Raw genomic sequence first — 22277 nt, 5'->3', positions numbered from 1 at the left:
CTGAGAACCTACTGAGGCCTGAGATCAGACCTCAGCCTCCTCAGTTGTTTCAGCGTCGTCTTCTGCGTCTGCTTCCAACTCAGCAGGATCAACCCAACCAAGCAGAACGCGTGCAGTCATAATCATCGTCTGGGCTTCCTCAAGCTCCATTCCGAATTGCTCTAGCAAGCCGTCATCTTTGACACGCTCGCCATCCACTGTTGTCCAGCCGCCGGCCAATTCCCAGTCAGCACAAGTCGCGAAATCTTCCAGCGTCTTAACGCCATCTTCCGCAAGCACTTCTGCCATTTGTGGTGTGATGCCTTCAAATGTGATCAGGCTATCCTCAGCGCCAAGTTCGCGCGCTTTGGCAAGTGCCGCCGCCGCTTTCGCCTCAAGGAATTCACGTGCGCGCGTCTGAAGCTCGCCTGCTGTATCCTCGTCTACACCGTCAATTCCGAGTAGCTCGTCAACTTCGACGTAAGCGACTTCTTCAAGGTTTGTGAACCCTTCAGCAACCAAAAGCTGCGCAAAGAACTCGTCCACATCAAGCGCTTCCATGAACAGTTTAGTGCGAATTTCAAACTCTGCCTGACGACGCTTGCTCTCTTCTTCTTCAGTCATAATGTCGATGTCGAGGTTCGTCAGCTGGGACGCCAAACGCACGTTCTGACCACGACGACCAATCGCAAGCGATAGCTGATCATCTGGAACAACAACTTCGATCTTGCCTGCCTCTTCGTCCAGAACAACTTTCGTCACCTCAGCAGGCTGAAGCGCGTTCACTAGGAACGTTGGCTGATCTTCTTTCCAAGGGATGATGTCGATCTTTTCGCCCTGTAGCTCGTTCACAACAGCCTGAACACGGCTACCGCGCATACCAACACAAGCGCCGACAGGATCAATAGAACCGTCATGTGAAATCACGGCAATCTTGGCGCGCGAACCAGGATCGCGAGCAACTGCTTTGATCTCGATGATGTTGTCGTAAATCTCTGGAACTTCCATCTTGAACAGTTCGGCCATGAACTCTGGCGCTGTCCGCGATAGGAAAATCTGCGGTCCGCGCGCTTCGCGGCGCACGTCTTTGATGTAGCAGCGGATACGATCGTTCGGGCGATAGCTTTCGCGGCCAATCTTTTCGTTGCGGCGCAAAATGCCTTCGCCGCGACCCACGTCAACAATCACGTTGCCGTACTCTTCACGCTTCACAACACCGTTGATGATCGTGCCTGCACGGTCTTGGAACTCTTCAAACTGGCGATCACGCTCAGCTTCGCGGATTTTCTGCAAGATAACCTGCTTGGCAGATTGCGCCGCGATACGGCCCATTTCTACTGGCGGAACTTCTTCAGAAAACGTTGCGCCAATCTCGGGATCAGCCATGTACTGCTTGGCCTGCTCTACTGTGAACTCGGCCTGATAATTCTCTAGCTCTTCTTCTGCAACAACCGTACGCACACGCGTGAATGTCGCGCGGCCTGTCTTGCGGTCAATCGCCACGCGAATGTCCATTTCAGCGCCGTAACGCGACTTTGCTGCCCGTGCGAGGCTTTCTTCCATGGCCTCGATCACGAGACCCGGGTCAATCATCTTTTCGCGCGCAACCGCTTCGGCAGTTTGCAGCAGCTCAAGCTGGTTCGCTGAGGTGATAGCCATGGTTATTTCTCCTCCGACAACGGCGCTTCGTCCGTCTGTATTTCGTCAAAATCATCTTCGTTAATCGCGCCAGCATTTTTACGCTGGCGTAGCATTTCGTTGATCAACTCATCCGTCAGAATCAACTTGGCATCACTCAGCCAATCAAAATTCAGACCGACGGTGCCCTCTTCAATGTTGATCAGCACATCATTGCCCTCAACACCAGCGAGCTGACCTTTGAAACGACGGCGACCGTCAATCAGCTCAGTCGTCTCAATTTTAGCTTCATACCCTTCAAATGTGGCGAAGTCCTTAAGACGTGTTAAAGGACGGTCAATTCCGGGGCTGGACACTTCAAGCGTGTATTCATCCACAATCGGATCTTCCACATCGAGCGTCGCACTAACCGCCGTGCTGATCGCAGCACATTGGTCAACTTCGATACCGCCCTCAGGACGTTCCGCCATAATCTGCAATGTTGTCGCTTTGCCAGACATCAAGCGCACACGCACCAATTCAAACCCGAGATCCTCGATCACAGGTGTGATAAGGCCAGCAAGGCGTTGGTCGATGGCAGCTTTGGCAATCAAATCGTTATTCATAACTCATCCTGCCTAGCATCTAGGCACAAAAAAACGGGCGCGCGGCCCGTTACAAAGTATCCGGTGGAGCGTTTGGTTTGGACCCAGCCGCGCCGCTGTTGAGAGCCATATAGACAAGAGTAACTGAGTCCGCAAGGCCACATGTCATATAAACAAGGCAGCTTATTTAGAGCATACGCGAATCATTAGTTGCGCGAAACTCCCTCATAAGATTAAGTTACTTTAGGGAACACACCTTTTACGTGCAAAACCTTCCTTGTGGTAACGAGTTCTCAGTTAAGGCCGCCCTCTCACCGGGCGGTCTTTTTCATGTGTAGCTCTCGGCAATCTGATCCATCGCCCGCACCAGTTCCGCGCTGATACCGGGCTCGCTGAGCGCGTGCCCCGCATTACGCACCATCCGCAATTCTGCATTCGGCCAATTCTGCGCAAGATCATAAGCAGATTTTGGCGGGCAAATCATATCGTAGCGCCCTTGCACAATAACACTCGGAATATGGCTGATCTTGTTGACATTCTCCAAGATCCAACCATCGCTTTCCAAGAAAGCACCATGTACAAAATAGTGGTTTTCAAGCCGCGCAAACGCGCGCGCATATTCACCCGGCGCATCCCCGCCGCGCCCGTTCGAGTAAACAGACGCCAACGCATTTTCCCAACTTGACCACGCTTTGGCGAAACGCGTCTCTAACTGATAGTCACCACTGAACAAACGCCGATGATACGCGCCAATCACATCATCGCGTTCTTCCTCTGGCACAAGCTTCACAAAATTGGCCCAAGTGTCTGGCCAGAATTGCCCAGCGCCACCACCGTAAAACCAATCCAACTCACGTTGCGTCGCCAAAAAAACGCCACGCAGTACAAGATGTGCTACACTCTCGGGATGGGTTTCCGCGTATATCAACGCCAGTGTCGCGCCCCAGCTTCCGCCAAACACGATGAACTGCTGGATCTCCAGCACTTCACGAATGCGCTCGATGTCTGCAACCAAGTCCCAAGTGGTGTTATTCTCAACAGACGCATGCGGCCTTGAACGCCCACAGCCACGTTGATCAAACAGCACAACGCGGTAAACAGCAGGATCAAAATAGCGTCGCATCGCAGGGCTACACCCGCCACCCGGACCGCCATGCAGAACAATCACGGGGATGCCATTAGGGTTACCACATTGCTCAACATAGATGTTATGCCCGCCCGGCATTTCCATCATGCGCTGATCAAAAGGATCAATCGGCGAGTAGAGATATTGCACCGTGCTCTTTTGGCCCGAGATTTTATCCAGATCCATCCTATATACCCCTAAGGTCACTCGCGCCCAGATGAGCATATGGAGACAGGAATGCAAGCCGCCCCAAACACAGTTGACCCGTCCGAGGTCGCAAAATTCGAAGCCATGGCCGCCGAATGGTGGGACCCTAAGGGCAAGTTCAAGCCCCTACACATGCTCAATCCATGCCGTCTCGACTACATTACCAGCCAAATTGCTGGTGAGTTTGATCGCGACCTGAGCGCGCCAGAACCTTTCAAAGGTTTGCGCATTTTGGATATCGGTTGCGGTGGCGGCCTTTTGTCCGAACCTATGGCGCGCCTTGGTGCGACAGTCGTTGGTGCAGATGCCGCGGAACGCAATATCCCAGTTGCGCAAGTACATGCAGAACAATCTGGCCTCACGATTGATTATCGTTGCACCACTGCCGAAGCGCTTGCCGAAGCAGGCGAGCAATTCGATGTGGTGATCAATATGGAAGTGGTCGAACATGTCGCTGACCCGCTTGCCTACCTCACAGCGTGCCAACAACTGCTGAAACCGGGTGGTCTACATGTGTGCTCCACAATCAACCGCAATCCGAAAAGCTACGCGATGGCAATTATCGGCGCGGAGGTCATCATGCGTTGGCTGCCCAAAGGTACTCATGAATGGAACAAGTTCATCACGCCAGATGAGCTTTGCGAGTTGCTCTCACAATCGGGTGTAAATCCTGTGGATCGCAAAGGTTTCGTATTCAACCCAATCCTATGGAGCTGGAGCCTATCTGACCGCGACCTTAGCGTGAACTACGTCACGGCCAGCGTAAAGCCAGCCTAGCACTTCCTCTTTCCGAAAATATCCCGCCGGAGGCACAAAACCCTTCTGGCGGGAACTATGCCTTCTCAAGCATCAGTCGTAAGTCGCGCAAAAATGGTAAAGCCGCACGCAGTTTTTCACTGCCCAACGCGTCCACAATCTCGGAAATCACAGGCCCCATCTCAAGCAAAGCGGCATCGCGCGCGGCACGCCCAGACGGGCTAATCGCCACTTGCTTGCGGCGCGCATCATCCCAATCAGGACGGATATGTATGTAGCCTGCGCGTTCTAACTTGCCCAACGTGTTGGTCATCGCGCCACGAGTCAGGTGAAAACTCTTGGCGAGCTGCGCAGGTGTGCGTTCACTCGACTTACCAGCCAAATGGTTCAGAACAGAGAAATGCGACAACTCCATCCCTTTGGGCAGTACACGCCCCAACTTGTTACGTAGCAGTTGATCCGCCGTCAGAATTTCACTGAACAGCATCACCGCCAAAGCATTCGCATCTTCGGACATCAGGGCCCTTCAAACTCTCGATCATGACAAAGCGCCGCGATCTTCCGTCTTGCTTGTGCCACTTCTGAGCGGTCAATTTCAACCAAGACAGTGCGTTCTTCGGTTCCACCATCCGCCAAAACCTCGCCCCACGGCGAAATCACAAGCGAATGCCCATAAGTTTGGCGTTCCTTGCCACGCCCAGCGCTGTGCTGACCCGTTTGCGCAGGCGCAAGAACGTAACACCCCGTCTCAATCGCGCGCGCGCGCAGCAGCGATTCCCAATGTGCTTTGCCGGTCACTGGCGAGAAAGCTGCTGGAACTGTCAAAATCTCTGCCCCAGCCTGCGCCAAAGCGCGATACAAATAAGCAAAACGCAAATCGTAGCAAATGCTCAGCCCCAAATCCCCAAACGGCGTCGGCGCAACAACCGCCTTAGCGCCCGGTCGATACCCGTCAGATTCGCGGTACGTCTCATCTTTGTTCACATCTACGTCGAACATGTGAATCTTGTCATAACGCGCAACGATTTCGCCACTTGGGTCAATTAAAAACGAACGATTGGCAAACCGCCCATCCACATCACCCGTTTTCAACGCAAGCGAGCCAATCAATAGCCAAACCCCAAGCTCCCCCGCCAAAGCACGATAGCCAGACAGCGACAGATCATCCGCCTCTAGCTGCAAAATCTGCTCTTGATGCGAACGGCTCATAGAGACGCAATTGCTCACTTCAGGTGTCAGAATAAACGTTGCACCGTCATTCGCAGCTTCGCGAATCCGCGCTGAGATCCGCGCAAGGTTTTCACGCGGATCATCGCTAGAGGTTGTTTGAATGAGCGCGATTAACATCAGGCAGCCAAAACGCCGTCCAGCTTGCCTGCGTGCTCCAGCGCAAACAAATCATCGCAGCCGCCCACATGCTCATCACCAATGAAAATCTGTGGCACAGTGCGCCCACCATTCGCGCGCTGCATCATCTCCGCACAGCGCTCTGGTTGTACCGCAATGTCGACCTCCGAAAATTCGACACCCTTAGAGGTCAGCAAACGTTTCGCAGCATGACAAAAACCACAAAGCGGCGACGTATAAATCTCAACTTGTTTCACGAGCATTCCTTTTCTCAGCTTGCTCGTAAGTTAGTCATCCTTTGCGACGCGCGCTAGGGTTACGACACAAACCTCGCTTGCCTGTGATTTTAGGCACGTCTCTGCACAGGCCGCGAGCGTCGCACCCGAGGTTATCACATCATCCACTAAAAGGATTGCGCGTCCTTTGATCAGTTCTGCGCGCTTGGGGTTCACAACAATGGAATCTCGTAATTCAGCAAACCTTTCTTCCCGAGATTTACCATCCAGCGATGCTGTCGCCTTGGACCTTACCAATAGATCACCACTAAACGGCGCGCCGACCTCACGCGTCATAGCTTGCCCGATCAAACTTGACTGATTGTACCGCCTGCGCACCATGCGCGTCCAATGCAGTGGCACAGGCGCGATCAATACATCCTCTCGCAAAATACCTTTCGCCGCCCGTGCGAGCCAAAGCCCGGCAGGGCGTACAATATCATGCCTGTCACTGTGTTTCAGCGCCAAAACCAACGCGCGCCCACGCTCCTTATACAAAAGTGCCGCACGTCCCTGCGACCAAGGACGCGCAGTGCTCAAACACTCATCACAGCGATCCCCGCTTTGCACATCACCGTGCATCGGCACTCCACACGCATCGCAAACATCGCCCGTAATAAACGCTGTATCGCGCCAACATGGGCCACAAAGCCCATCATCGCTCGCCACGCGCATCCGACACGAAAGGCATTCGGGCGGAAAAACCGCATGCACAAGGGTTTGTAAGATCGGCCCTTGCGCAATAAGACGTGACATATGCAAAACGCTCCGCTCCTCACTGATCGCACCGCGCTGATCCGCAATCGCTCTCGCGCAAGCGATAGATTTCTGCACGACATCGCCCGCGATGAACTCCTTGATCGTCTGAGTCTGGTTAACAGGGCGTTTAAAGATCCGATTATTGTAGGCCCTAGTGACAACTTTCTTCCCGACGCTCGCTTGATCGATGATGCGGAAACGCTCGATGTCATCCCTGCGAGCCATGATCTGGCCATTCACTTTATGGCGCTCCATTGGGCCAATGACCCTGTGGGCCAAATCATCCAAAGCGCGCGCGCTTTGCGCCCCGATGGCCATTTCCAGGCCGCATGCCTAGGCGGTCAAACCCTGCACGAATTGCGTGCCTGCCTCGCGCAAGCGGAGAGCGAAGTCACCGGCGGTCTTTCCCCTCGCATCGCGCCTATGGGCGAAATTCGCGATCTTGGCGCACTCTTGCAACGCGCGGGCCTCGCCTTGCCCGTCGCCGATAGCATCACCATCAAAACCAGCTATCAAAGCGTTTACCACCTGATGCGAGACCTGCGTAAATTTGGCGAAGCTAATGCCCTGAATGCCCGCCTGCGCAAACCAACCCGCCGCGCAGTGTTCAACCGATGTGCTGAAATCTACGAACAATCCTTCTCCGAGGACGGCAAAATCCTCGCAACTTTCGAATTCCTGTTTCTTTCGGGCTGGGCACCCTCTGCAGATCAACCCAAACCATTGCGCCCCGGCTCTGCGACAACGCGTCTCGCTGATGCGCTGAAAACAACAGAAAAGTCGCTGCGCGATTGACCGCGCGCATATTTCGCTTATCTGGCGTATTAACAAGACACTTCGGAGTAACCCCATGCGTGACGACACAATCCCCAAGACCTGCCCGATGCATGCCCCGGATGACCACCCGAAATTGCCAAAACCCAAGGTCGGTGTCCTATTGTCGAACCTCGGCACGCCGGATGACACCGACTACTGGTCCATGCGCCGCTATCTGGGTGAGTTCCTCTCGGATCGTCGCGTCATCGACTATTCCCCTTGGCTTTGGCAGCCGCTCTTGCAGCTTATCATTCTGACAAAGCGTCCCTTCACCTCTGGTGCTGCGTACCGCACAATCTGGAACGAAGAGGCAAACGAAAGCCCGCTGCTCACAATCACAAAACAGCAAAACGCAGCGATCACTGAGACGATGAAAGCACTCTATGGCGATGACGTCTTGGTTGATTACTGCATGCGCTACGGCAACCCTTCCACCAAAAGCAAAGTCCGCGCTATGGTGGAGGCGGGCTGCACCAAGATCCTGTTCGTCCCGCTCTATCCGCACTACGCTGGCGCGACTTCTGCCACTGCTAACGATCAGTTCTTCCGCGCTCTGATGGAAGAGAAATGGCAACCCACGACGCGCACGATCGAACCTTACTTCGAGCATCCGCTTTATATCGAAGCGCTCGCGCAATCCGTTGAACGCGCCTACGCCGCTGCCGAGAAAAAACCGGACATTCTTGTCTGCTCCTATCACGGCGTTCCAAAACGCTACTTGATGGAGGGTGACCCCTACCATTGCCAATGCCAGAAAACGACGCGCCTTCTGAAAGAACGCCTCGGCTGGGATGACACGCAAATTGCGACAACTTTCCAATCAAAGTTCGGGCCAGAAGAATGGCTTCAGCCCTACACCGTGAAAGAAGTCGCGCGCTTGGCAGAAGAAGACGGCAAAAAGAACATCGCTGTTATTGCGCCTGCGTTCTCATCCGATTGCATCGAAACGCTTGAAGAGATTAACGAAGAAATCAAAGAGAGCTTTGAAGAGGGCGGCGGTGAGCACTTCACCTATATCCCTTGCCTCAACGATGATCCGGCTCACATCACTGCACTCTCAGCTGTGATTGAAGAAAACCTAAAAGGTTGGCTGGATTAAGCCCTTCATCTTTCCGACTAAACTTCCGCCGGAGGCAAATCTGCATATCTCTTGAGATATGCTAAACCTGTGCGCGCTTGCGCGCTCAATCAAAAACCGTTCAGAAAAAAGAAAAGGCGGCACCAAACGGTACCGCCCTCTCAAACTGTGTTTTCCTAGCTAAGAGCTTAGGAAAGAGCCGCAGCCAATACAGCCAAGATCAACAAAGGAACGATGATGTTGGAAGAAGAAGAAGCTGCTTTTGCTTCTTCAACGATGATTGGAGCTTCCATGATTGGAGCTGACATGTTGCCAGCGAAAGCTGTGGAAGCAGCGACGGAAAGTGCAGCAGCAAGTGCGATTTTTTTCATTGTAGTATCCTCTAGAATTCGCCTAAAGCCCCATTTGCGGGACAATAAGCACCCAAGACTTAAACCTCATTTCCCGTTCTAAACAGTTATCTTAATGGAATGCAAACCCATCTTTTCGCTGTTCAGCCCATGATCGCCCATATGTCGTCAAATTAGCAACACTTGTGTGCCCACTTTCGTCGCCGCGAACAATTGCGCAATGTGCTCATTATAAAGCCCAATGCACCCATTAGAGGAACGTCGACCAATTTTACGCGTGTCGTGCGTGCCGTGGATGCGGTAATACGTCCAGCTCAGATAAAGCGCATGCGTCCCAAGCGGGTTATCAGGACCGGGCTCAACCACATCAGGCCACTCTGGGTTACGCTTCTTCATCGATGGCGTTGGACGCCATGTGGGCCCCTCAACTTTTCGCACAACAGTCGTGCGGCCCTTTTTCGTCAAATCGGGCGTCAAAGGCACCGAAGACGGATACAGCTTATATGTATCCCCGCCCTCAGACCAATAGTGCAGCGCACGGCTAGAGATATCGACAAGGATCGCGCCGTTATTCAGATTGTTGAAATAAGGCTGCCAATCAAGTGTGCGGAACGACGAAATGTTGCGGCGCACCGCTTCGCTGATGTCACGCTCTAACTCAACCGTCCCGTTGCTTGGTAAACCTGGCTGCGTTGCCAAGGCTTGCTGCGCAATCGCAGGTCCTGCCAAAACCGAAGCACCTGCTGCTCCGATGAAACTACGTCGGTTTAGGGGTTTAGTTGCTCGTTCACTCATACCGCTCTCCAATTCAGACACTGGTGTTTGCACTCACTATTAGTGCGCGAAAGCCTCACTCGCAATTCAAACGCACACTATTGTGCGATTCTGAACCGATTGTGGGTTTGAATCGCAACGCATTGGGGGGTAGTGCTAGAAAAAAGCAGGCTTAAGGTAAGTTAAAATGATGCGCATCGGATTTCTCCTAATATCGGCAATGCTGGTCTTGTCAGCATGTGGCAGCTCATCAACAACCCTTGCGCCCGATGGCAAACCACTTCCCAAGGTTTACCGCATCGGCTCAAACGACTTAGCCAAAATCCAGTTCCGCATGCTCGATTCAGTCAACTCACTCCGCCAAGCTTCTGGCGCGTCACCGCTTCAACTGGACGCCAAGTTAAACGCAGCTGCGGCCACACATTCGCGCGACATGTCCATTCAAAACCGCCCTTGGCACTTTGGCTCTGACGGGTCTTCTCCAATCGACCGCGTACGTCGCGTCGGATACTTCGGCGAACTGAAGGGCGAAAACATCTCTGAGACATACGAGACAGAACTGGAAACCCTTGGCGCATGGATGGAAGATCCAAGCACGCGCAATGTGATCCTAGACAAAACATCTACCCAAATGGGTTTTGCCTTTTTCCAAGAGTCCAATGGCAAGATCTGGTGGACGCTGGTGACAGGCGCACCCGCAAGTACGCCACCGCTCCAACTCGCGGCTAACTAATCAAGGATAGATCGTGATCGGCGTGCCGTTGTTCACCATGAAATAAATCTGTTCCATTTCCTTGTTCGTCACAGCAATACATCCAGCAGTCCAGTCAGGTCCTTTGGGCGCGAACTTATTCGGCTGCCCGTGGATAAAGATATCTCCTCCCGGGCTCACCCCAGCTGCGCGCGCTTTAGCGATGTCGCGTGCGTTCGGATAATCAATCCCGATAGAAAGATGGAAGCTTGAATTGGGATTGCGGCGATCGATGATGTAATTGCCCTCGGGCGTTCGCCCGTCCCCCTCTTCGCGTTTATGCTGATAAGGCGCAAAACCGAGATCAATGTCATAACTCCGAAGCGCTTTTCCCTTATGCATCAAATGCATCTTACGCTCACCTTTGAAAACAATGACGCGCGTGACTTGAGGGTCGTTGTAACGCTTAAACTTGCTACCACATGCCGTGAGCAACAAAGCGGATGCTGCTGATAGAAGAACAATCCGTCTTTTCATCTAAAATACTGCCTCAAAATTTATACGCTTATAAGTTGCACCTTCCTTAAACGGTTTTACCCATCCTTCAAAAGGAAATCACTTGCTTTGACGCTGTTGTGACTCTGCCGTCTCTTTCAGCAATGCTTCAATTGCCTCAAGCCGCACCAGCACATCATCGCGGTAAGCATCCGTGCGCTGCACATCCTCTGCCTGATGCGCGTCTTGCATAGAGTTCACGATCAAACCCACCAGCAAATTGACCACCGCAAATGTCGTCACCAAGATGAACGGGATAAAGAACGCCCAAGCATAGGGATAAATCTCAAGCACAGGGCGCACGATCCCCATGGACCAGCTTTCCAGCGTCATCACTTGGAACAGCGTGTAACCAGATTGCCCCAATGAACCGAACCATTGCGGGAAATCTGTACCGAATATCTTCGTCGCGATTACCGCGCCAATGTAGAAAATAATCGACATCAACAGGAACACACTGCCCATGCCCGGCAAAGCGGTAATGAACCCCTCCACCACACGGCGCAGGCTGGGCGCAACAGAGACAACTCGCAAAACACGCAGGATACGCAACGCCCGTAGCACCGACAATCCACCACTGGTTGGTACAAGCGCAATCGCGACAACTGCTAAATCAAACAAGTTCCAACCATCACGGAAGAAACGTCCGCCACGCGCGACCAACTTTGCGCCAATCTCAACTACAAAGATCGCAAGACAGGCCTGATCAATCGCCAAGATCAATCCGCCAAACTGCGCCATGATCGGCTTGGACGTTTCAAGACCCAGCACAATCGCGTTCACAATGATCACAGCAATAATGAAATTGCCAACGATCGGCCGATCTAACCATTTGTCTAACGCTTGACGCATACCCGTTCCCTTTGCCCTAGCGCTGCATATGTGGACGCGAGAGTTTTGCTGCAAGTTCTACATGCGAAGACCAGCGAAATTGATCCACAACCTGCACCCAATCAAGCACATATCCCGCATTGATTAAGACTTTGGCATCGCGCGCAAAGGTCACAGGATTGCACGACACATAGGCAATCTGCGCGACTTCACTTTTCGCCAGTTCAGCAACTTGCGCTTCTGCCCCCGCACGCGGCGGATCGAGCACAGCGAAATCAAGCTTCGCCAATTCGTCTGGTAAGAACGGCCTGCGGAACAAATCGCGCGCAACCGCTTCAATCTTTTTCAGCCCTTTCGCCTCACGCCAACCCCGGTCAAGCGCTGCGATCATCGGTTTCTCGCTCTCAAGCGCGATCATCTCGTAGTGCTCAGCCAGGGGCAAAGTAAACGTGCCGCAACCTGCGAACAGATCGACACCTTTTTCACCGCTCACAGCTTCCTTTACAGCGGCAGTCAAAGCGTCCTGCCCGTGCACTGTCGCTTGCAAAAATGCACCGGGTGGTGGGGCAACCTTGCCTGCACCGAACTTCTGATAAGGCGGATTGCGCATCCCGATGATTTCATCATCCCACGTCAAACGCGCCAGTTTATGCGCTTCGACAACACCGGACAGACCAATCGTCAACGTTTCGTCCAGCGGCTTGCCGCCGCTTACAAAGACATCGAGCCCAACCTCGGACAGCGTGACATTCACCGACATCTCACCTTTGCGCGATCCACCAATTTTGGCGAGATCGTTCATCAACGCATCAATCTGCAAAATCTCGGGCAGCACCAACTGACACTCGGGCACAGCGACAACCGTATCCGAACCGCGCGCATGGAAACCCCAAAGCGCACCTTTCTTCGTACGCCGCACAGCGAACGTCGCACGGCGACGGCTTTGCACGGGCGAGGTCACAATCGGGCGAAACTCCGTCTCGATCCCGTGCGCATCCAGCGCACTTTTAACGATCTGTTGTTTATACTGCGCGACAAACGGTTCAGCCGCGTGCTGCAACTGACAACCACCGCAGCTTTTGTAATGACGGCACAAAGGCGCGATGCGCATCTCAGACGGCTCGATGATTTTCACATCACTCAAGCGGTCCCCATTGCGAATACCGCTCACGCGTTCACCAGGTAAAGTACGCGGCACAAACACAGGACCTTCAGCGATCCCGTCGCCTTGATGCCCCAAACGTTCAATCAAAAATTCATCCATAGGGCCGCTAGTGCCTTATTCCGCGGCTGAACGCACGTCGATAAATCCGCCCGATTGCCTGTTCCAATACCGCGCATAAAGCCCGTCTTGTTCGAGCAGAGTTTCATGCGTGCCATCCTCAACGATACGACCATCATCTAGGACGATAATACGATCCATTTGAGAGAGCGTCGAAAGCCGGTGCGCAATCGCCAGTACAGTCTTGCCTACCATAGCGCGCTCTAACGCGCTTTGGATCGACGCCTCAACCTCACTATCCAAAGCACTCGTTGCTTCGTCCAACACGAGGATCGGCGCATCTTTCAGAATGGCCCGCGCCAAGGCGATCCGCTGACGTTGCCCACCTGAAAGTTTCACACCACGTTCACCCAAATGCGCATCATAGCCTTTGCGTTGTTTGTTATCGCGCAGATTGGCGATGAACTCATGCGCCTCGGCTTGCTGCGCCGCATGGATCATGTCGTCCTCAGATGCGCCATGCCGTCCATACATAATGTTGTCGCGCGCAGAGCGATTGAACATCGCCGTCTCTTGCGTGACCATTCCAATAGTGCGGCGTAACGAGGTTTGCGTAACACTTTCCAATGGTTGCCCGTCAATCAAAATGCGACCCTGTTCCGCATCGTAGAGCCTAAGAAGCAGCGAAACCAACGTCGATTTACCTGCACCAGAGGCGCCAACAATGCCGACCTTCTGACCAGCACCAATCGTGAGGTTCAGACCTGTCACACCGCCCAGCGCATTGCCATATTGAAAGTCTACATTCTCGAATGTGATTTCGCCCTTAGGGACATGCAACTCCGCCGCGCTGCCTGCATCCTCGACCCGAACAGGGTTGGCCAAAGTGCGCATACCATCTTCAATCTCGCCCACATTGGAATAGATCGCCATCAGCGTGAACGACACCCACCCCGTCATCTGCGCAATGCGAATGGACACGGCGCCAGCGGCAACAATGTCACCTGGCGACGCTTGTCCAAGCTGCCAAAAATAGATCGACGCACCCATCAACAGCACTGGCAAAATCCCTGCAATCACCATCAGGAAAAACCGGAACGTCGCGGCGAGCCAACCGTATGAGAGCGATTGCTGACGGAACTTGCCCATCGCATCCAAAGCGACTTCGTCTTCATGCGCGTCATGAGCAAAAAGTTTGACCGTTTTGATGTTGGTAATCGTATCGACCAACTGCCCGGATACCACCGCACGCGCATTCGCACGTGTCGCCGCGCGCGCCCGGATACGTGGCAAAAACCACGCGATAAGGGCGAAGTAGAAGATCAGCCAGATCACAAACAAACCTGCAACACGCCAATCAATTGCACCAAGCAACGCAAAGCTGCCCAGCAAAGACGCCAATGCAAACGCGACCACATTGATGGATTCAGACACAACATCCGTGACGGCACGCGCCGTCTGCATCTGCTTTTGCGCAATACGTCCCGCGAAATCATCGTCGAAGAAGGTTACCGATTGCCCCAGCGACCAACGATGCAAGCGCGACTGAACAAGGGTTGATACGTTCGGCATCACGATGATGTGGTTCGCACCTGATGAAAGCGCGAACATCAAAGGGCGAATAACCACGAAAAAGCCAACCGCCAGCACAACCATCATTATGTTCGCGGGCGTATAGAAATTATCCGCGCCAGAGCCAACGACGGCGTCGATCACGAGACCTAATATGTAGGCCGTCCCCGCCTCCATCGCGCCCGCGCCTGCAGACAAAAGCGCCGCAAGGATCAGAACGGGCCAAGAGCTTGCCAAGCACCAGCTCACAAATGCCCAAAGCGTTTTAGGAGGCGGCCCATCGGCTTCGCGAAACGCCTCGATCCAATTCTCAATATTCTTCATGTGTCCTCGGCATTCAAAAATCCACCAGACTGACGCGCCCAGAAATCAGCATATAGCCCGCCCTGCGCCAAAAGCGCGTCGTGGCTGCCGTCTTCGACAATCTTGCCCTTATCCAGAACCAAAATACGGTCCATCTGCGCAATCGTGGACAAACGGTGCGCAATCGCGATCACGGTTTTGCCAGCCATCATTCCATAAAGCGTCTCTTGAATTGCCGCTTCGACTTCACTGTCGAGCGCGCTTGTCGCTTCGTCCAACAGCAGGATCGGCGCGTCCTTCAGCATGACGCGCGCAAGGGTGATGCGTTGCCGTTGACCACCAGACAATTTCACGCCGCGCTCACCAACTTGGGCATCATAGCCCTCACGCCCTTCGGCATCGGCAAGACCAAGAATAAACTCATGCGCCTCGGCCTGCTTCGCGGCGGCGATGATTTCCTCGTCCGTCGCATCAGGTCGCCCATACCGTATGTTATCACCCACAGAACGATGGAGCAGCGAACTATCCTGCTGCACCATCCCAATCTGCGCGCGCAAACTGTCTTGGGTCACTTTCGCAATATCCTGATCGTCGATCAAAATACGCCCACCATCTGCATCATAAAAGCGTAGCAAAAGCTTAACGAGCGTACTCTTCCCAGCGCCAGAACGACCGATCAAACCAATCTTCTGACCCGGCCCAATTTGCAACGAAACAGTGTCTAACCCGCCTGTTCGTCTCCCATAGTGATGGGTGAGCCGATCAATCTCAATCTGCCCATTGCGGAACTCCAACGGCTTTGCATCACTCACATCCGTTAACGTAATCGGCTGCGCAATCGTCTCCATCCCTTCCTTCACAACACCAAGTTGACGGAAGAAAGACGTCAGCGCCCACATGATCCAAGCGGTCATAGCATTGAGGCGCAGCACCAACGCAGTCGTCGCCGCGACGACACCAACAGAGGCTTCACCAAGCGTCCAGAGCCACACAGCGCCGCCAACAACTCCGATGATAAGCACGCCATTCAACATCACCAATGTCACGTCCATAATGGTAAAAATCCGCATCTCTGTCTGGAAGGTGGTGCGCGCCTTTTCGATAGCGTCTTTCGCGTACTCCAACTCTTGCGGACCATGGCTAAACATCTTGACGGAATGAATGTTCGTATACGCATCTACTACCCGTCCCGTCACGGTCGAACGCGCGTCAGACGACGCTTGCGACGCGGGGCCAACGCGTTTGACCGTCCACACGACAAGGCAGGCATAGAGCCCTAACCAAATCACCAAAGGCAAAGCCAAACGCGGATCCGCATTGGCGAGCAAGAACGCAGACCCAATGACATAGGCCAGCGAAAACGTGATCGCGTCGAACACCTGAAACACCGCCTCACCCGCGGCGGGCGGCGTTTGCATAATCCGGTTTGCTATGCGCCCTGCAAAGTCGTTCTCGAACCATCCCACAGATTGGCGCAGCACATGTTTATGCGCGCGCCAGCGAATAAGCGTCCCGAAATTCGGCAAGATGGTATTGTTTAAAAGCGCGACATCGATGCCTTGCAAGATCGGTCGCACGAACAAAATCAGCAGCGCAACGATCACAAATTCGGTGCTATAGGTCTGCCAAACCAACGCGGGGTCACCCTGCAAGATATCCACAACGCGGCCCATGTAGGCGATCAACCAAATTTCCACCACGGCCACGACAATGGACATGACGCCGGTTATCCAAAACACCCGCTTAAACGGCTGCGAATAGGCCATCATGAACGGCCACAGTTTTTGCGGAGGTGTGTCCTGCTCAGCGTAATCTACATATGGGTCAACGAGGCGTTCGAAAAAGCGCAGCATATTCATCTGCTTTCCGTCTAAAGGAGTTAGACGAAGATCATGATTGAAAACGCGACCAAGGCCAAGGCCATGAGCCGCATGAAATTGTACCAAGCAATTTCTGAGCTGAGCAAATAGGTGAGCAAAGTCCCCGCGAAAGTCCAAAACATACAAACGAAAAAGTTGATGCCCGAGAAGGCGCTCGCGAGACGAAGCGCTTCACCAATTGGTGTTAAACCGCTTGAATAGACACTGACTGCGGTTAACGCGACTGCCCAAATCTTTGGGTTCACCCATTGAAAAAGCACAGCCTGCAGGAACGTCATCGGCATGTCTGTACCGTCTATTTCGCGCGGCTTGCTGTTCCACAAACCCCACGCCATCCAGAGTATCCAAAGCGCCGCGCATATTTTGAGCGCAAAAGTCAGGCTCGGCAACGCAAGCAGGATCGCACCAAGGCCAAATGCGGTTAAGCCTGCCGTGACCCCAACACCAATAACAACGCCCAACAAGTGAGGCAAAGTGCGTTGAAAACCAAACTTCGCACCCGACGCTGTGAGAAGAATGATATTTGGACCTGGTGAAAACAGCCCGATAAATACGAAAAGGTAGAGTGGGTCGCTTAACAGGATCATCCGAGCAGGTCGTCCCGAGAAAGCGTAAAGTCAGACGCAATCCAGCGCGCTTCTATCTCCTTAAGCTTCACCCCAAGATCACGCCCTGTAAGCGGTTCAAGGTCTTTCGCTTTGATGGGAAATACTGCGTTTTGGCCCTTTAGTGTTTCACTCACTAGGCTTGGATCAATCGGTGTCTCCAACAAAGCCGCGCGCAAAATCAAAATGTCCTGAGCCGCGTGAGCACCGTAAGCATAGCCCAAATGACTAGCTGATTTCATGTCACCCACTTCGTCACGCAACAGCATCCAACGCCTTTTATCAGCTTTGCTCAAACGCAGGTTTTCTGCATTCTCAGCACCTGCAATCGCCGCCAGCCGAAGGATCGCGTCAGGTTTCTCATCAAACATTTGTTCAAAATGGATCAACGGACCAAGTGCGCGATCATCAGAACCGTCCAGAACAGCACCCAAAACTCCAGACACACGCATCGCCGCGACCGCTTGTGTCGGGTCTTTCGCGGCCATCAGCTTTTTGATTTCTGTGCCAACGCGCTCTCTTGAAAGGCCAGCAAGGCCCTCAATATTTTCTGCAACCGCAGCAAGGCCATCCGCATCAATGCCCAGCGCAGGATCTCCATACCAAGCGGTAAATCGAAAGAACCTGAGGCTGCGCAGATAGTCCTCTCGGATGCGCGCATGTGGATCACCGATAAAACGCAACAGTCGGTTTTTAAGATCAGGCATACCGCCCAAAGGATCGATCACAGTGCCATCCGCTTGCGCATAAATAGCATTCATCGTGAAGTCACGACGCGCAGCATCCTCAATCACATCCTTTGAAAAACGTACCTTTGCGTGTCGCCCATCCGTTTCGGTGTCGCTGCGAAAAGTCGTTAACTCATGCGCGATACCATCGCTAACGACTGTGATCGTCCCATGATCTATGCCCGTCGGAATGGCTTTGAGATTTGCTTGCTCAGCGCACTTCAGGATCGCCTCCGGCTCGGCATCCGTGGCAATGTCGATGTCCGAGACAGGCACGTTCAACAACGCATTGCGCACACAACCGCCCACAAAAAGCGCTTGATAACCATTACTGGTTAACATGGCGCACACGCTTTGCGTCGCTGTGGCGTCGATCCATGCGCCGCTGAGCTTCATTTAACTGCCAGCGTTTCGCTGAGCATTTTCAGCATCCGCGCCGTCGCACCCCAAATATAATATGGACCGTATGGAATGGTATAATAATACCGCATTTGACCACGCCAGCGTCGATGCTCAACTTGAAAATTCTTAGACTCCGTCAAGAAAGCCAGCGGAGCCGTGAAAACTTCCGCGACTTCTCCGGGCTCCGGTATTTCCTCAAAGTCTGACATAACGTGCCCAACAATGGGCGTCACGGTAAAGCCCGTCACAGTTTCATGTGTTGGTAAATTGCCTAAGATCTTAACTTTTTCACGCGGTAGGCCAATCTCTTCAAACGCTTCCCGCAGCGCTGCGTCTTCAATCGACGCATCACTCTCGTCCAGTTTTCCACCGGGAAAGGCAATCTGACCCGGATGATGCTTCAACGCACTAGAACGCATCGTCAGGATAATATGTGGTTCGCCCTGCTTTTCTATGATCGGTATCAGAACAGCAGCTGGGCGTAACTTGCGCTCGGCGGGCAGCTTAATTTCCGGATTGAGATCAAAGTCAGACGACGGCAGGCCATTGCCAACCAATAGACGCTGAACGTTATCAATGGCTTCAAGCATTTGCCTCAAAACCAACGCTCTTTGGATCCAGATCGTAGTGCGAACCGCAGAATTGGCAGTCCGCTGTCACGCGACCCTCATCTGTGGTCATCGTTTCGATATCCTTGGCCGAATAAATTGAAAGACTTTGACGCACACGATCTTCCGAACACGTACACCCAAATCGAATGGGTTGCGCATCATACACACGCGGCATTTCTTCATTGAACAAACGCAACAACAACGTATCCGGCGATACGCTTGGTCCGATCAGTTCAAGCTCTTCGACAGTGTCCAGCAAAACATTCGCGCGCGTCCAGTTTTCAGCATCGTCGCCCTCGCCGACAACATCGCTAGGGGTTAACAAACCATCTTCGCCGCTGCCTTCGCTTGTGACGGATGGCGATGCTTTGGGCATATGTTGCAACATCACGCCACCCGCGCGCCAATGTGGTTTGTCAGCTTCTGTCGAAACGCCAAAACTAAGCTCAAATCGCGTTGGGATCTGCTCTGATTGAGCGAAATATGCCTCTGCACATGTCGCGATTGATCCACCCGCAATTGGCGTGATTCCCTGATAAGGCGTCATATCCTTACCCTGATTGATCATTACCGCGAAATAACCTTCGCCCAGCTGATCGAAAGGGGCAGCATCATTCAAACGATCCGCATCGTAGCTGGCATAAGCGCGAATGCGCGCTGGCTCGCCCTCTTCCGTGGGACCGTAGTAATCTGTCGCAATCATGCGAACCGCGCCTTTGGTCTGAACCTGAAGCGATAGTTTCCAGCGAAGCTTGATCGTTTGACCAATCAAGGCAGTCAGCACAGCCATTTCAGCGACAAGCGCCTCCACCACTGGCGGGTATGAATGTTGCTCTAGTATCCCATCCAAAACACCATCAAGCCGCGCGACGCGGCCACGAATGTCAGATGCATCCAGTTGGAAGGGCAGGACTGAATCGTCCCAAGCGAGTTTTTGTCCGAGTGACATAGGCTTTCCTTATGCGCAGTGACTTGGCATACCGCGCCTATATAGGCGCAGCAAGCGCAGGTCCAAGGGCATGCAGATGATCAGACGTTTTGGTGAACCGCCTCACGATGGCATTAAGTACACTTTGCGACCCGGCGCTTATGCGATTTTGCAGCAGAACGATCGGATTTTGCTAACCTTTCAAGATTCTCCTTTTTTAGAATTTCAACTGCCAGGTGGCGGCATTGATCCAAATGAAAACGTCATCCACGCATTGCGCCGTGAGATCTTGGAGGAGACCGGTTATACGATTGGTGCCCCAAGAAAGATCGGCGCATTTCGAAGATTTGTTCATATGCCAGAATATAACATTTGGGCTGAAAAGCTTTGTCACATCTACTATGCCCGTCCAGCGCTGAAAAAAGGGCCGCCAACAGAAGCCGGTCACACATCCCATTGGGTAAGCAAACAACAGGCGATTTCATTTGTTGCCAATGTTGGAGACCGACACTTTCTGCGCCGCACATTTAGATCCCTTTAGTTGGCGCATACTCGTAAAGCACGGCCGACACATCATCAGGAAAAGGCGCGTCATTTGCGTATGCTGATAGTTTCCAGACTAGCGTTTCAAGCAGATTAGCCCCTTTCAAACCATTTAAACCGCAGACAATTTTTTCGAAACCATCCTCGCCTAACATCTCATCTTGCGAGTTTGGGCATTCCGTCACGCCATCTGAAGCAAGGATTAGCTGATCACCCTCATTGAGCTTAATCTGAAACTCATCAAATTCAGCTTTCGGGAAAAGCCCGACCGGCAATCCACCAGGGCCATCCTGCTCAATCTGCCCGTTTTTTCGCTTAACAAGCGGATGCGGATGCCCGGCTTGGCATAGATTAACGACGCCCGTCTCCATATCAGCGATCGCCAAAATGACTGTGAAATAGTGTTCCGTTGCCATTTCATCCAAAACAATCCTGTTCAAATCTGAAATCACATCCCCAAGCGCGCGCGGGACAACGGAATCCTGCGGACCATGGGTCAGTACGATGTTCTGCTCAGGGGAGGGAGAAGTAAGATACCCTGCCAAACGCGCGGTCATAAGAGCCGAACTTACACCATGTCCAGAAACATCAATCGCGAAGAAACCAACCTCGCGTTTGGAAATAGGAAAATAGCCGACAAGGTCGCCGCCAATATGCCCGGCGGGATGAAGAATAAACGACAATGCTGCATTCGAAAATTGACGATGTTTCTCACGGACCAGCGATTGCTGAAGCTTTTTCGCTTCAATCAAGTCTTGATTAAGCGAATCGTGCACCTTGCGAAGTTGCTCGAGCGTTTCAGATACAATTCTTTTCTGATCAAGCAGGTCGCTCTGCATTTTCACGATCCGCTCGCCAGCCGTCAGTCGCGCGCGAAGCTCGACACCATTCACCGGTTTACTCAGAAAATCATCAGCACCGCATTGCAACCCTTCTGCCACCTCCTCCTTACCGCTCTTTGAGGTAAGCAAGATGAAATAGCCGTAGCCTTCGCGATCGAGAGCCTTGAACGCGCGACAAAACTCTATTCCGTCCATGCCCGGCATCATCCAGTCACTCAACACAAGATCTGGCTGCCATATTTCGCAAATATCCAGCGCAGTTTGACCAGAATCCGCTTCACGCACTTCATATCCCATGCGAAGGAGCGACGCCGAAATAATCTTGCGCTGCAATTTGCTGTCATCGACGATCAAGACTTTGATCTGAATGCTTTCCGCAAAAGATGTCCGCTCGCTTTTTATGGTAACACCTGCCTGCACAATTTCCTCCTTAGCAACCGAGGTTTAGAACGCAGATCCTAATAAAACATGAACTAGCGACATGAAAAAAAGGCAAAAAACACATCTGAAGGAAACGAAATTTTTACCTTTTCGCCGATAGACCAACATGCAGGAGGATACATGATAAACTGGGCGAGAGTGGTAGAGTTGCGCGAAGAAATTGGTGCCGAAGACTTCGATGAAGTCGTCGAACTATTTCTATGCGAGGTCGAAGAGCGTGTAGAACATTTAGACAGCGAAAAGCCACTATCAGAGATCGAAGAAGATCTGCATTTCCTCAAGGGAAGTGCACTGAACCTTGGTTTTACATCCTTCGCGAATCTATGTCACGAAGGCGAAATAAAAGCACAAACAGGCCAGATATTTTCTAAGTTATACCGCTGCTACCCCAAAACCCGAATTTTTTCATGGGTTATGACGCGGAAATTGTCTGA

At 52.7% G+C, this 22277-nt stretch carries 25 protein-coding genes; 6 read left to right on the top strand and 19 right to left on the bottom strand.

Annotated features, from left to right (window positions below; all coding sequences use genetic code 11):
- Positions 1-24: 24 nt before the first annotated feature.
- The 3 genes from nusA to pip form a co-directional block, all read right to left on the bottom strand.
- A complete protein-coding gene (nusA, locus tag PFRI_RS04190) occupies positions 25-1638 on the bottom strand; it encodes a transcription termination factor NusA (protein WP_072629486.1) in 1614 nt (537 codons plus the stop codon).
- 2 nt (positions 1639-1640) lie between these two features.
- Complete coding sequence (rimP, locus tag PFRI_RS04185) at positions 1641-2222, bottom strand: ribosome maturation factor RimP (RefSeq protein ID WP_072629485.1); 582 nt, start codon at positions 2220-2222, stop codon at positions 1641-1643.
- Positions 2223-2529: 307 nt separating this feature from the next.
- Positions 2530-3507: a prolyl aminopeptidase gene (pip, locus tag PFRI_RS04180; protein ID WP_072629510.1), complete on the bottom strand. Its 978-nt coding sequence runs from the start codon at positions 3505-3507 to the stop codon at positions 2530-2532.
- Positions 3508-3564: 57 nt separating this feature from the next.
- Here pip and ubiG point away from each other — a divergent pair, with 57 nt between their 5' ends.
- On the top strand, positions 3565-4311 hold the full coding sequence (ubiG, locus tag PFRI_RS04175; protein WP_072629509.1) for a bifunctional 2-polyprenyl-6-hydroxyphenol methylase/3-demethylubiquinol 3-O-methyltransferase UbiG: 747 nt from the start codon (positions 3565-3567) through the stop codon (positions 4309-4311).
- Positions 4312-4366: 55 nt separating this feature from the next.
- On the opposite strand, the gene PFRI_RS04170 is transcribed toward ubiG, so the two are convergent.
- From PFRI_RS04170 to PFRI_RS04155, 4 genes are read right to left on the bottom strand one after another with little or no spacing between them, the layout of a single operon-like run.
- Positions 4367-4807, bottom strand: a complete 441-nt coding sequence (locus PFRI_RS04170) for a MarR family winged helix-turn-helix transcriptional regulator (protein WP_072629484.1) — start codon at positions 4805-4807, stop codon at positions 4367-4369.
- Positions 4807-5637 (bottom strand): carbon-nitrogen hydrolase family protein, encoded by an 831-nt coding sequence (locus tag PFRI_RS04165; protein ID WP_072629483.1) that lies wholly within the window; start codon positions 5635-5637, stop codon positions 4807-4809. Before PFRI_RS04165 ends, PFRI_RS04170 begins: the two co-directional genes overlap by 1 nt.
- Positions 5637-5894 (bottom strand): glutaredoxin 3, encoded by a 258-nt coding sequence (gene grxC / locus PFRI_RS04160; RefSeq protein WP_072629508.1) that lies wholly within the window; start codon positions 5892-5894, stop codon positions 5637-5639. The genes PFRI_RS04165 and grxC overlap by 1 nt, the downstream gene beginning before the upstream one ends.
- Positions 5895-5924: 30 nt before the next feature.
- On the bottom strand, positions 5925-6668 hold the full coding sequence (locus PFRI_RS04155) for a ComF family protein (protein ID WP_072629482.1): 744 nt from the start codon (positions 6666-6668) through the stop codon (positions 5925-5927).
- On the opposite strand from PFRI_RS04155, the gene PFRI_RS04150 reads away from it, so the two are divergent.
- Positions 6669-7466: a methyltransferase domain-containing protein gene (locus tag PFRI_RS04150; RefSeq protein WP_072629481.1), complete on the top strand. Its 798-nt coding sequence runs from the start codon at positions 6669-6671 to the stop codon at positions 7464-7466. It begins immediately after the preceding gene.
- 55 nt (positions 7467-7521) lie between these two features.
- Complete coding sequence (hemH, locus tag PFRI_RS04145; RefSeq protein ID WP_072629480.1) at positions 7522-8586, top strand: ferrochelatase; 1065 nt, start codon at positions 7522-7524, stop codon at positions 8584-8586.
- 167 nt (positions 8587-8753) lie between these two features.
- On the opposite strand, the gene PFRI_RS04140 is transcribed toward hemH, so the two are convergent.
- Positions 8754-8936 carry a hypothetical protein gene (locus PFRI_RS04140; protein ID WP_072629479.1) on the bottom strand — a complete coding sequence of 61 codons (183 nt, stop codon included), beginning with the start codon at positions 8934-8936 and terminating at the stop codon, positions 8754-8756.
- Positions 8937-9083: 147 nt separating this feature from the next.
- Positions 9084-9710, bottom strand: a complete 627-nt coding sequence (locus PFRI_RS04135; RefSeq protein WP_072629478.1) for a L,D-transpeptidase — start codon at positions 9708-9710, stop codon at positions 9084-9086.
- 166 nt (positions 9711-9876) lie between these two features.
- On the opposite strand from PFRI_RS04135, the gene dalA reads away from it, so the two are divergent.
- The gene (dalA, locus tag PFRI_RS04130) at positions 9877-10422 is read left to right on the top strand and encodes a divisome-associated lipoprotein DalA (RefSeq protein WP_072629477.1); all 546 of its coding nucleotides are present in this window, start codon (positions 9877-9879) and stop codon (positions 10420-10422) included.
- On the opposite strand, the gene PFRI_RS04125 is transcribed toward dalA, so the two are convergent.
- From PFRI_RS04125 to hslO, 9 genes are all read right to left on the bottom strand, one after another.
- Positions 10423-10917, bottom strand: coding sequence for a L,D-transpeptidase family protein (locus PFRI_RS04125; RefSeq protein ID WP_072629476.1), 495 nt, complete (start codon positions 10915-10917; stop codon positions 10423-10425). It lies immediately after the preceding gene.
- A 78-nt stretch (positions 10918-10995) separates the two neighbouring features.
- Entirely contained in the window at positions 10996-11787 is a 792-nt protein-coding gene (locus PFRI_RS04120; protein WP_072629475.1) for an ion transporter, read from the bottom strand.
- A 16-nt stretch (positions 11788-11803) separates the two neighbouring features.
- Complete coding sequence (locus PFRI_RS04115) at positions 11804-13030, bottom strand: class I SAM-dependent RNA methyltransferase (protein ID WP_072629474.1); 1227 nt, start codon at positions 13028-13030, stop codon at positions 11804-11806.
- Positions 13031-13045: 15 nt separating this feature from the next.
- Positions 13046-14884, bottom strand: a complete 1839-nt coding sequence (locus tag PFRI_RS04110) for an ABC transporter ATP-binding protein (RefSeq protein WP_072629473.1) — start codon at positions 14882-14884, stop codon at positions 13046-13048.
- On the bottom strand, positions 14881-16716 hold the full coding sequence (locus PFRI_RS04105; protein WP_072629472.1) for an ABC transporter ATP-binding protein: 1836 nt from the start codon (positions 16714-16716) through the stop codon (positions 14881-14883). Before PFRI_RS04105 ends, PFRI_RS04110 begins: the two co-directional genes overlap by 4 nt.
- Before the next feature lie 26 nt (positions 16717-16742).
- On the bottom strand, positions 16743-17330 hold the full coding sequence (locus PFRI_RS04100) for a LysE family translocator (protein ID WP_072629471.1): 588 nt from the start codon (positions 17328-17330) through the stop codon (positions 16743-16745).
- Positions 17327-18472: a CCA tRNA nucleotidyltransferase gene (locus tag PFRI_RS04095; RefSeq protein WP_072629470.1), complete on the bottom strand. Its 1146-nt coding sequence runs from the start codon at positions 18470-18472 to the stop codon at positions 17327-17329. The genes PFRI_RS04100 and PFRI_RS04095 overlap by 4 nt, the downstream gene beginning before the upstream one ends.
- Positions 18469-19068, bottom strand: coding sequence for a CoA pyrophosphatase (locus tag PFRI_RS04090; RefSeq protein ID WP_072629469.1), 600 nt, complete (start codon positions 19066-19068; stop codon positions 18469-18471). Before PFRI_RS04090 ends, PFRI_RS04095 begins: the two co-directional genes overlap by 4 nt.
- Positions 19061-20038, bottom strand: a complete 978-nt coding sequence (gene hslO / locus PFRI_RS04085; protein WP_072629468.1) for an Hsp33 family molecular chaperone HslO — start codon at positions 20036-20038, stop codon at positions 19061-19063. The genes PFRI_RS04090 and hslO overlap by 8 nt, the downstream gene beginning before the upstream one ends.
- 76 nt (positions 20039-20114) lie before the next feature.
- Between hslO and PFRI_RS04080 the strand changes: the two genes are divergently transcribed.
- Positions 20115-20558, top strand: coding sequence for an NUDIX domain-containing protein (locus tag PFRI_RS04080; RefSeq protein ID WP_072629467.1), 444 nt, complete (start codon positions 20115-20117; stop codon positions 20556-20558).
- On the opposite strand, the gene PFRI_RS04075 is transcribed toward PFRI_RS04080, so the two are convergent.
- The gene (locus PFRI_RS04075; protein ID WP_342742260.1) at positions 20545-21756 is read right to left on the bottom strand and encodes a PP2C family protein-serine/threonine phosphatase; all 1212 of its coding nucleotides are present in this window, start codon (positions 21754-21756) and stop codon (positions 20545-20547) included. The two genes, PFRI_RS04080 and PFRI_RS04075, sit on opposite strands and share 14 nt — an antisense overlap.
- A 207-nt stretch (positions 21757-21963) precedes the next feature.
- Here PFRI_RS04075 and PFRI_RS04070 point away from each other — a divergent pair.
- Positions 21964-22277 (top strand): Hpt domain-containing protein (locus PFRI_RS04070; RefSeq protein ID WP_072629465.1); only part of this gene is annotated, 314 nt, incomplete at its 3' end.

It is taken from the genome of Planktotalea frisia, assembly GCF_001890925.1.
Taxonomy (GTDB): domain Bacteria; phylum Pseudomonadota; class Alphaproteobacteria; order Rhodobacterales; family Rhodobacteraceae; genus Planktotalea; species Planktotalea frisia.
This window is presented reverse-complemented; position numbering and strand designations above follow the sequence as displayed.

Bases quoted from the DNA above. Each gene is read 5' to 3' on its own strand.
- rimP (WP_072629485.1), bottom strand. From the start codon at position 2,222: ATGAATAACGATTTGATTGCCAAAGCTGCCATCGACCAACGCCTTGCT.
- PFRI_RS04120 (WP_072629475.1), bottom strand. From the start codon at position 11,787: ATGCGTCAAGCGTTAGACAAATGGTTAGATCGGCCGATCGTTGGCAAT.
- hemH (WP_072629480.1), top strand. From the start codon at position 7,522: ATGCGTGACGACACAATCCCCAAGACCTGCCCGATGCATGCCCCGGAT.
- dalA (WP_072629477.1), top strand. From the start codon at position 9,877: ATGATGCGCATCGGATTTCTCCTAATATCGGCAATGCTGGTCTTGTCA.
- PFRI_RS04090 (WP_072629469.1), bottom strand. From the start codon at position 19,068: ATGCTTGAAGCCATTGATAACGTTCAGCGTCTATTGGTTGGCAATGGC.
- PFRI_RS04170 (WP_072629484.1), bottom strand. From the start codon at position 4,807: ATGTCCGAAGATGCGAATGCTTTGGCGGTGATGCTGTTCAGTGAAATT.
- PFRI_RS04115 (WP_072629474.1), bottom strand. From the start codon at position 13,030: ATGGATGAATTTTTGATTGAACGTTTGGGGCATCAAGGCGACGGGATC.
- PFRI_RS04150 (WP_072629481.1), top strand. From the start codon at position 6,669: ATGCAAAACGCTCCGCTCCTCACTGATCGCACCGCGCTGATCCGCAAT.
- PFRI_RS04165 (WP_072629483.1), bottom strand. From the start codon at position 5,637: ATGTTAATCGCGCTCATTCAAACAACCTCTAGCGATGATCCGCGTGAA.
- PFRI_RS04135 (WP_072629478.1), bottom strand. From the start codon at position 9,710: ATGAGTGAACGAGCAACTAAACCCCTAAACCGACGTAGTTTCATCGGA.
- PFRI_RS04105 (WP_072629472.1), bottom strand. From the start codon at position 16,716: ATGCTGCGCTTTTTCGAACGCCTCGTTGACCCATATGTAGATTACGCT.
- PFRI_RS04095 (WP_072629470.1), bottom strand. From the start codon at position 18,472: ATGAAGCTCAGCGGCGCATGGATCGACGCCACAGCGACGCAAAGCGTG.
- hslO (WP_072629468.1), bottom strand. From the start codon at position 20,038: ATGTCACTCGGACAAAAACTCGCTTGGGACGATTCAGTCCTGCCCTTC.
- nusA (WP_072629486.1), bottom strand. From the start codon at position 1,638: ATGGCTATCACCTCAGCGAACCAGCTTGAGCTGCTGCAAACTGCCGAA.
- PFRI_RS04080 (WP_072629467.1), top strand. From the start codon at position 20,115: ATGATCAGACGTTTTGGTGAACCGCCTCACGATGGCATTAAGTACACT.
- PFRI_RS04140 (WP_072629479.1), bottom strand. From the start codon at position 8,936: ATGAAAAAAATCGCACTTGCTGCTGCACTTTCCGTCGCTGCTTCCACA.
- PFRI_RS04155 (WP_072629482.1), bottom strand. From the start codon at position 6,668: ATGTCACGTCTTATTGCGCAAGGGCCGATCTTACAAACCCTTGTGCAT.
- PFRI_RS04100 (WP_072629471.1), bottom strand. From the start codon at position 17,330: ATGATCCTGTTAAGCGACCCACTCTACCTTTTCGTATTTATCGGGCTG.
- PFRI_RS04110 (WP_072629473.1), bottom strand. From the start codon at position 14,884: ATGAAGAATATTGAGAATTGGATCGAGGCGTTTCGCGAAGCCGATGGG.
- ubiG (WP_072629509.1), top strand. From the start codon at position 3,565: ATGCAAGCCGCCCCAAACACAGTTGACCCGTCCGAGGTCGCAAAATTC.
- PFRI_RS04125 (WP_072629476.1), bottom strand. From the start codon at position 10,917: ATGAAAAGACGGATTGTTCTTCTATCAGCAGCATCCGCTTTGTTGCTC.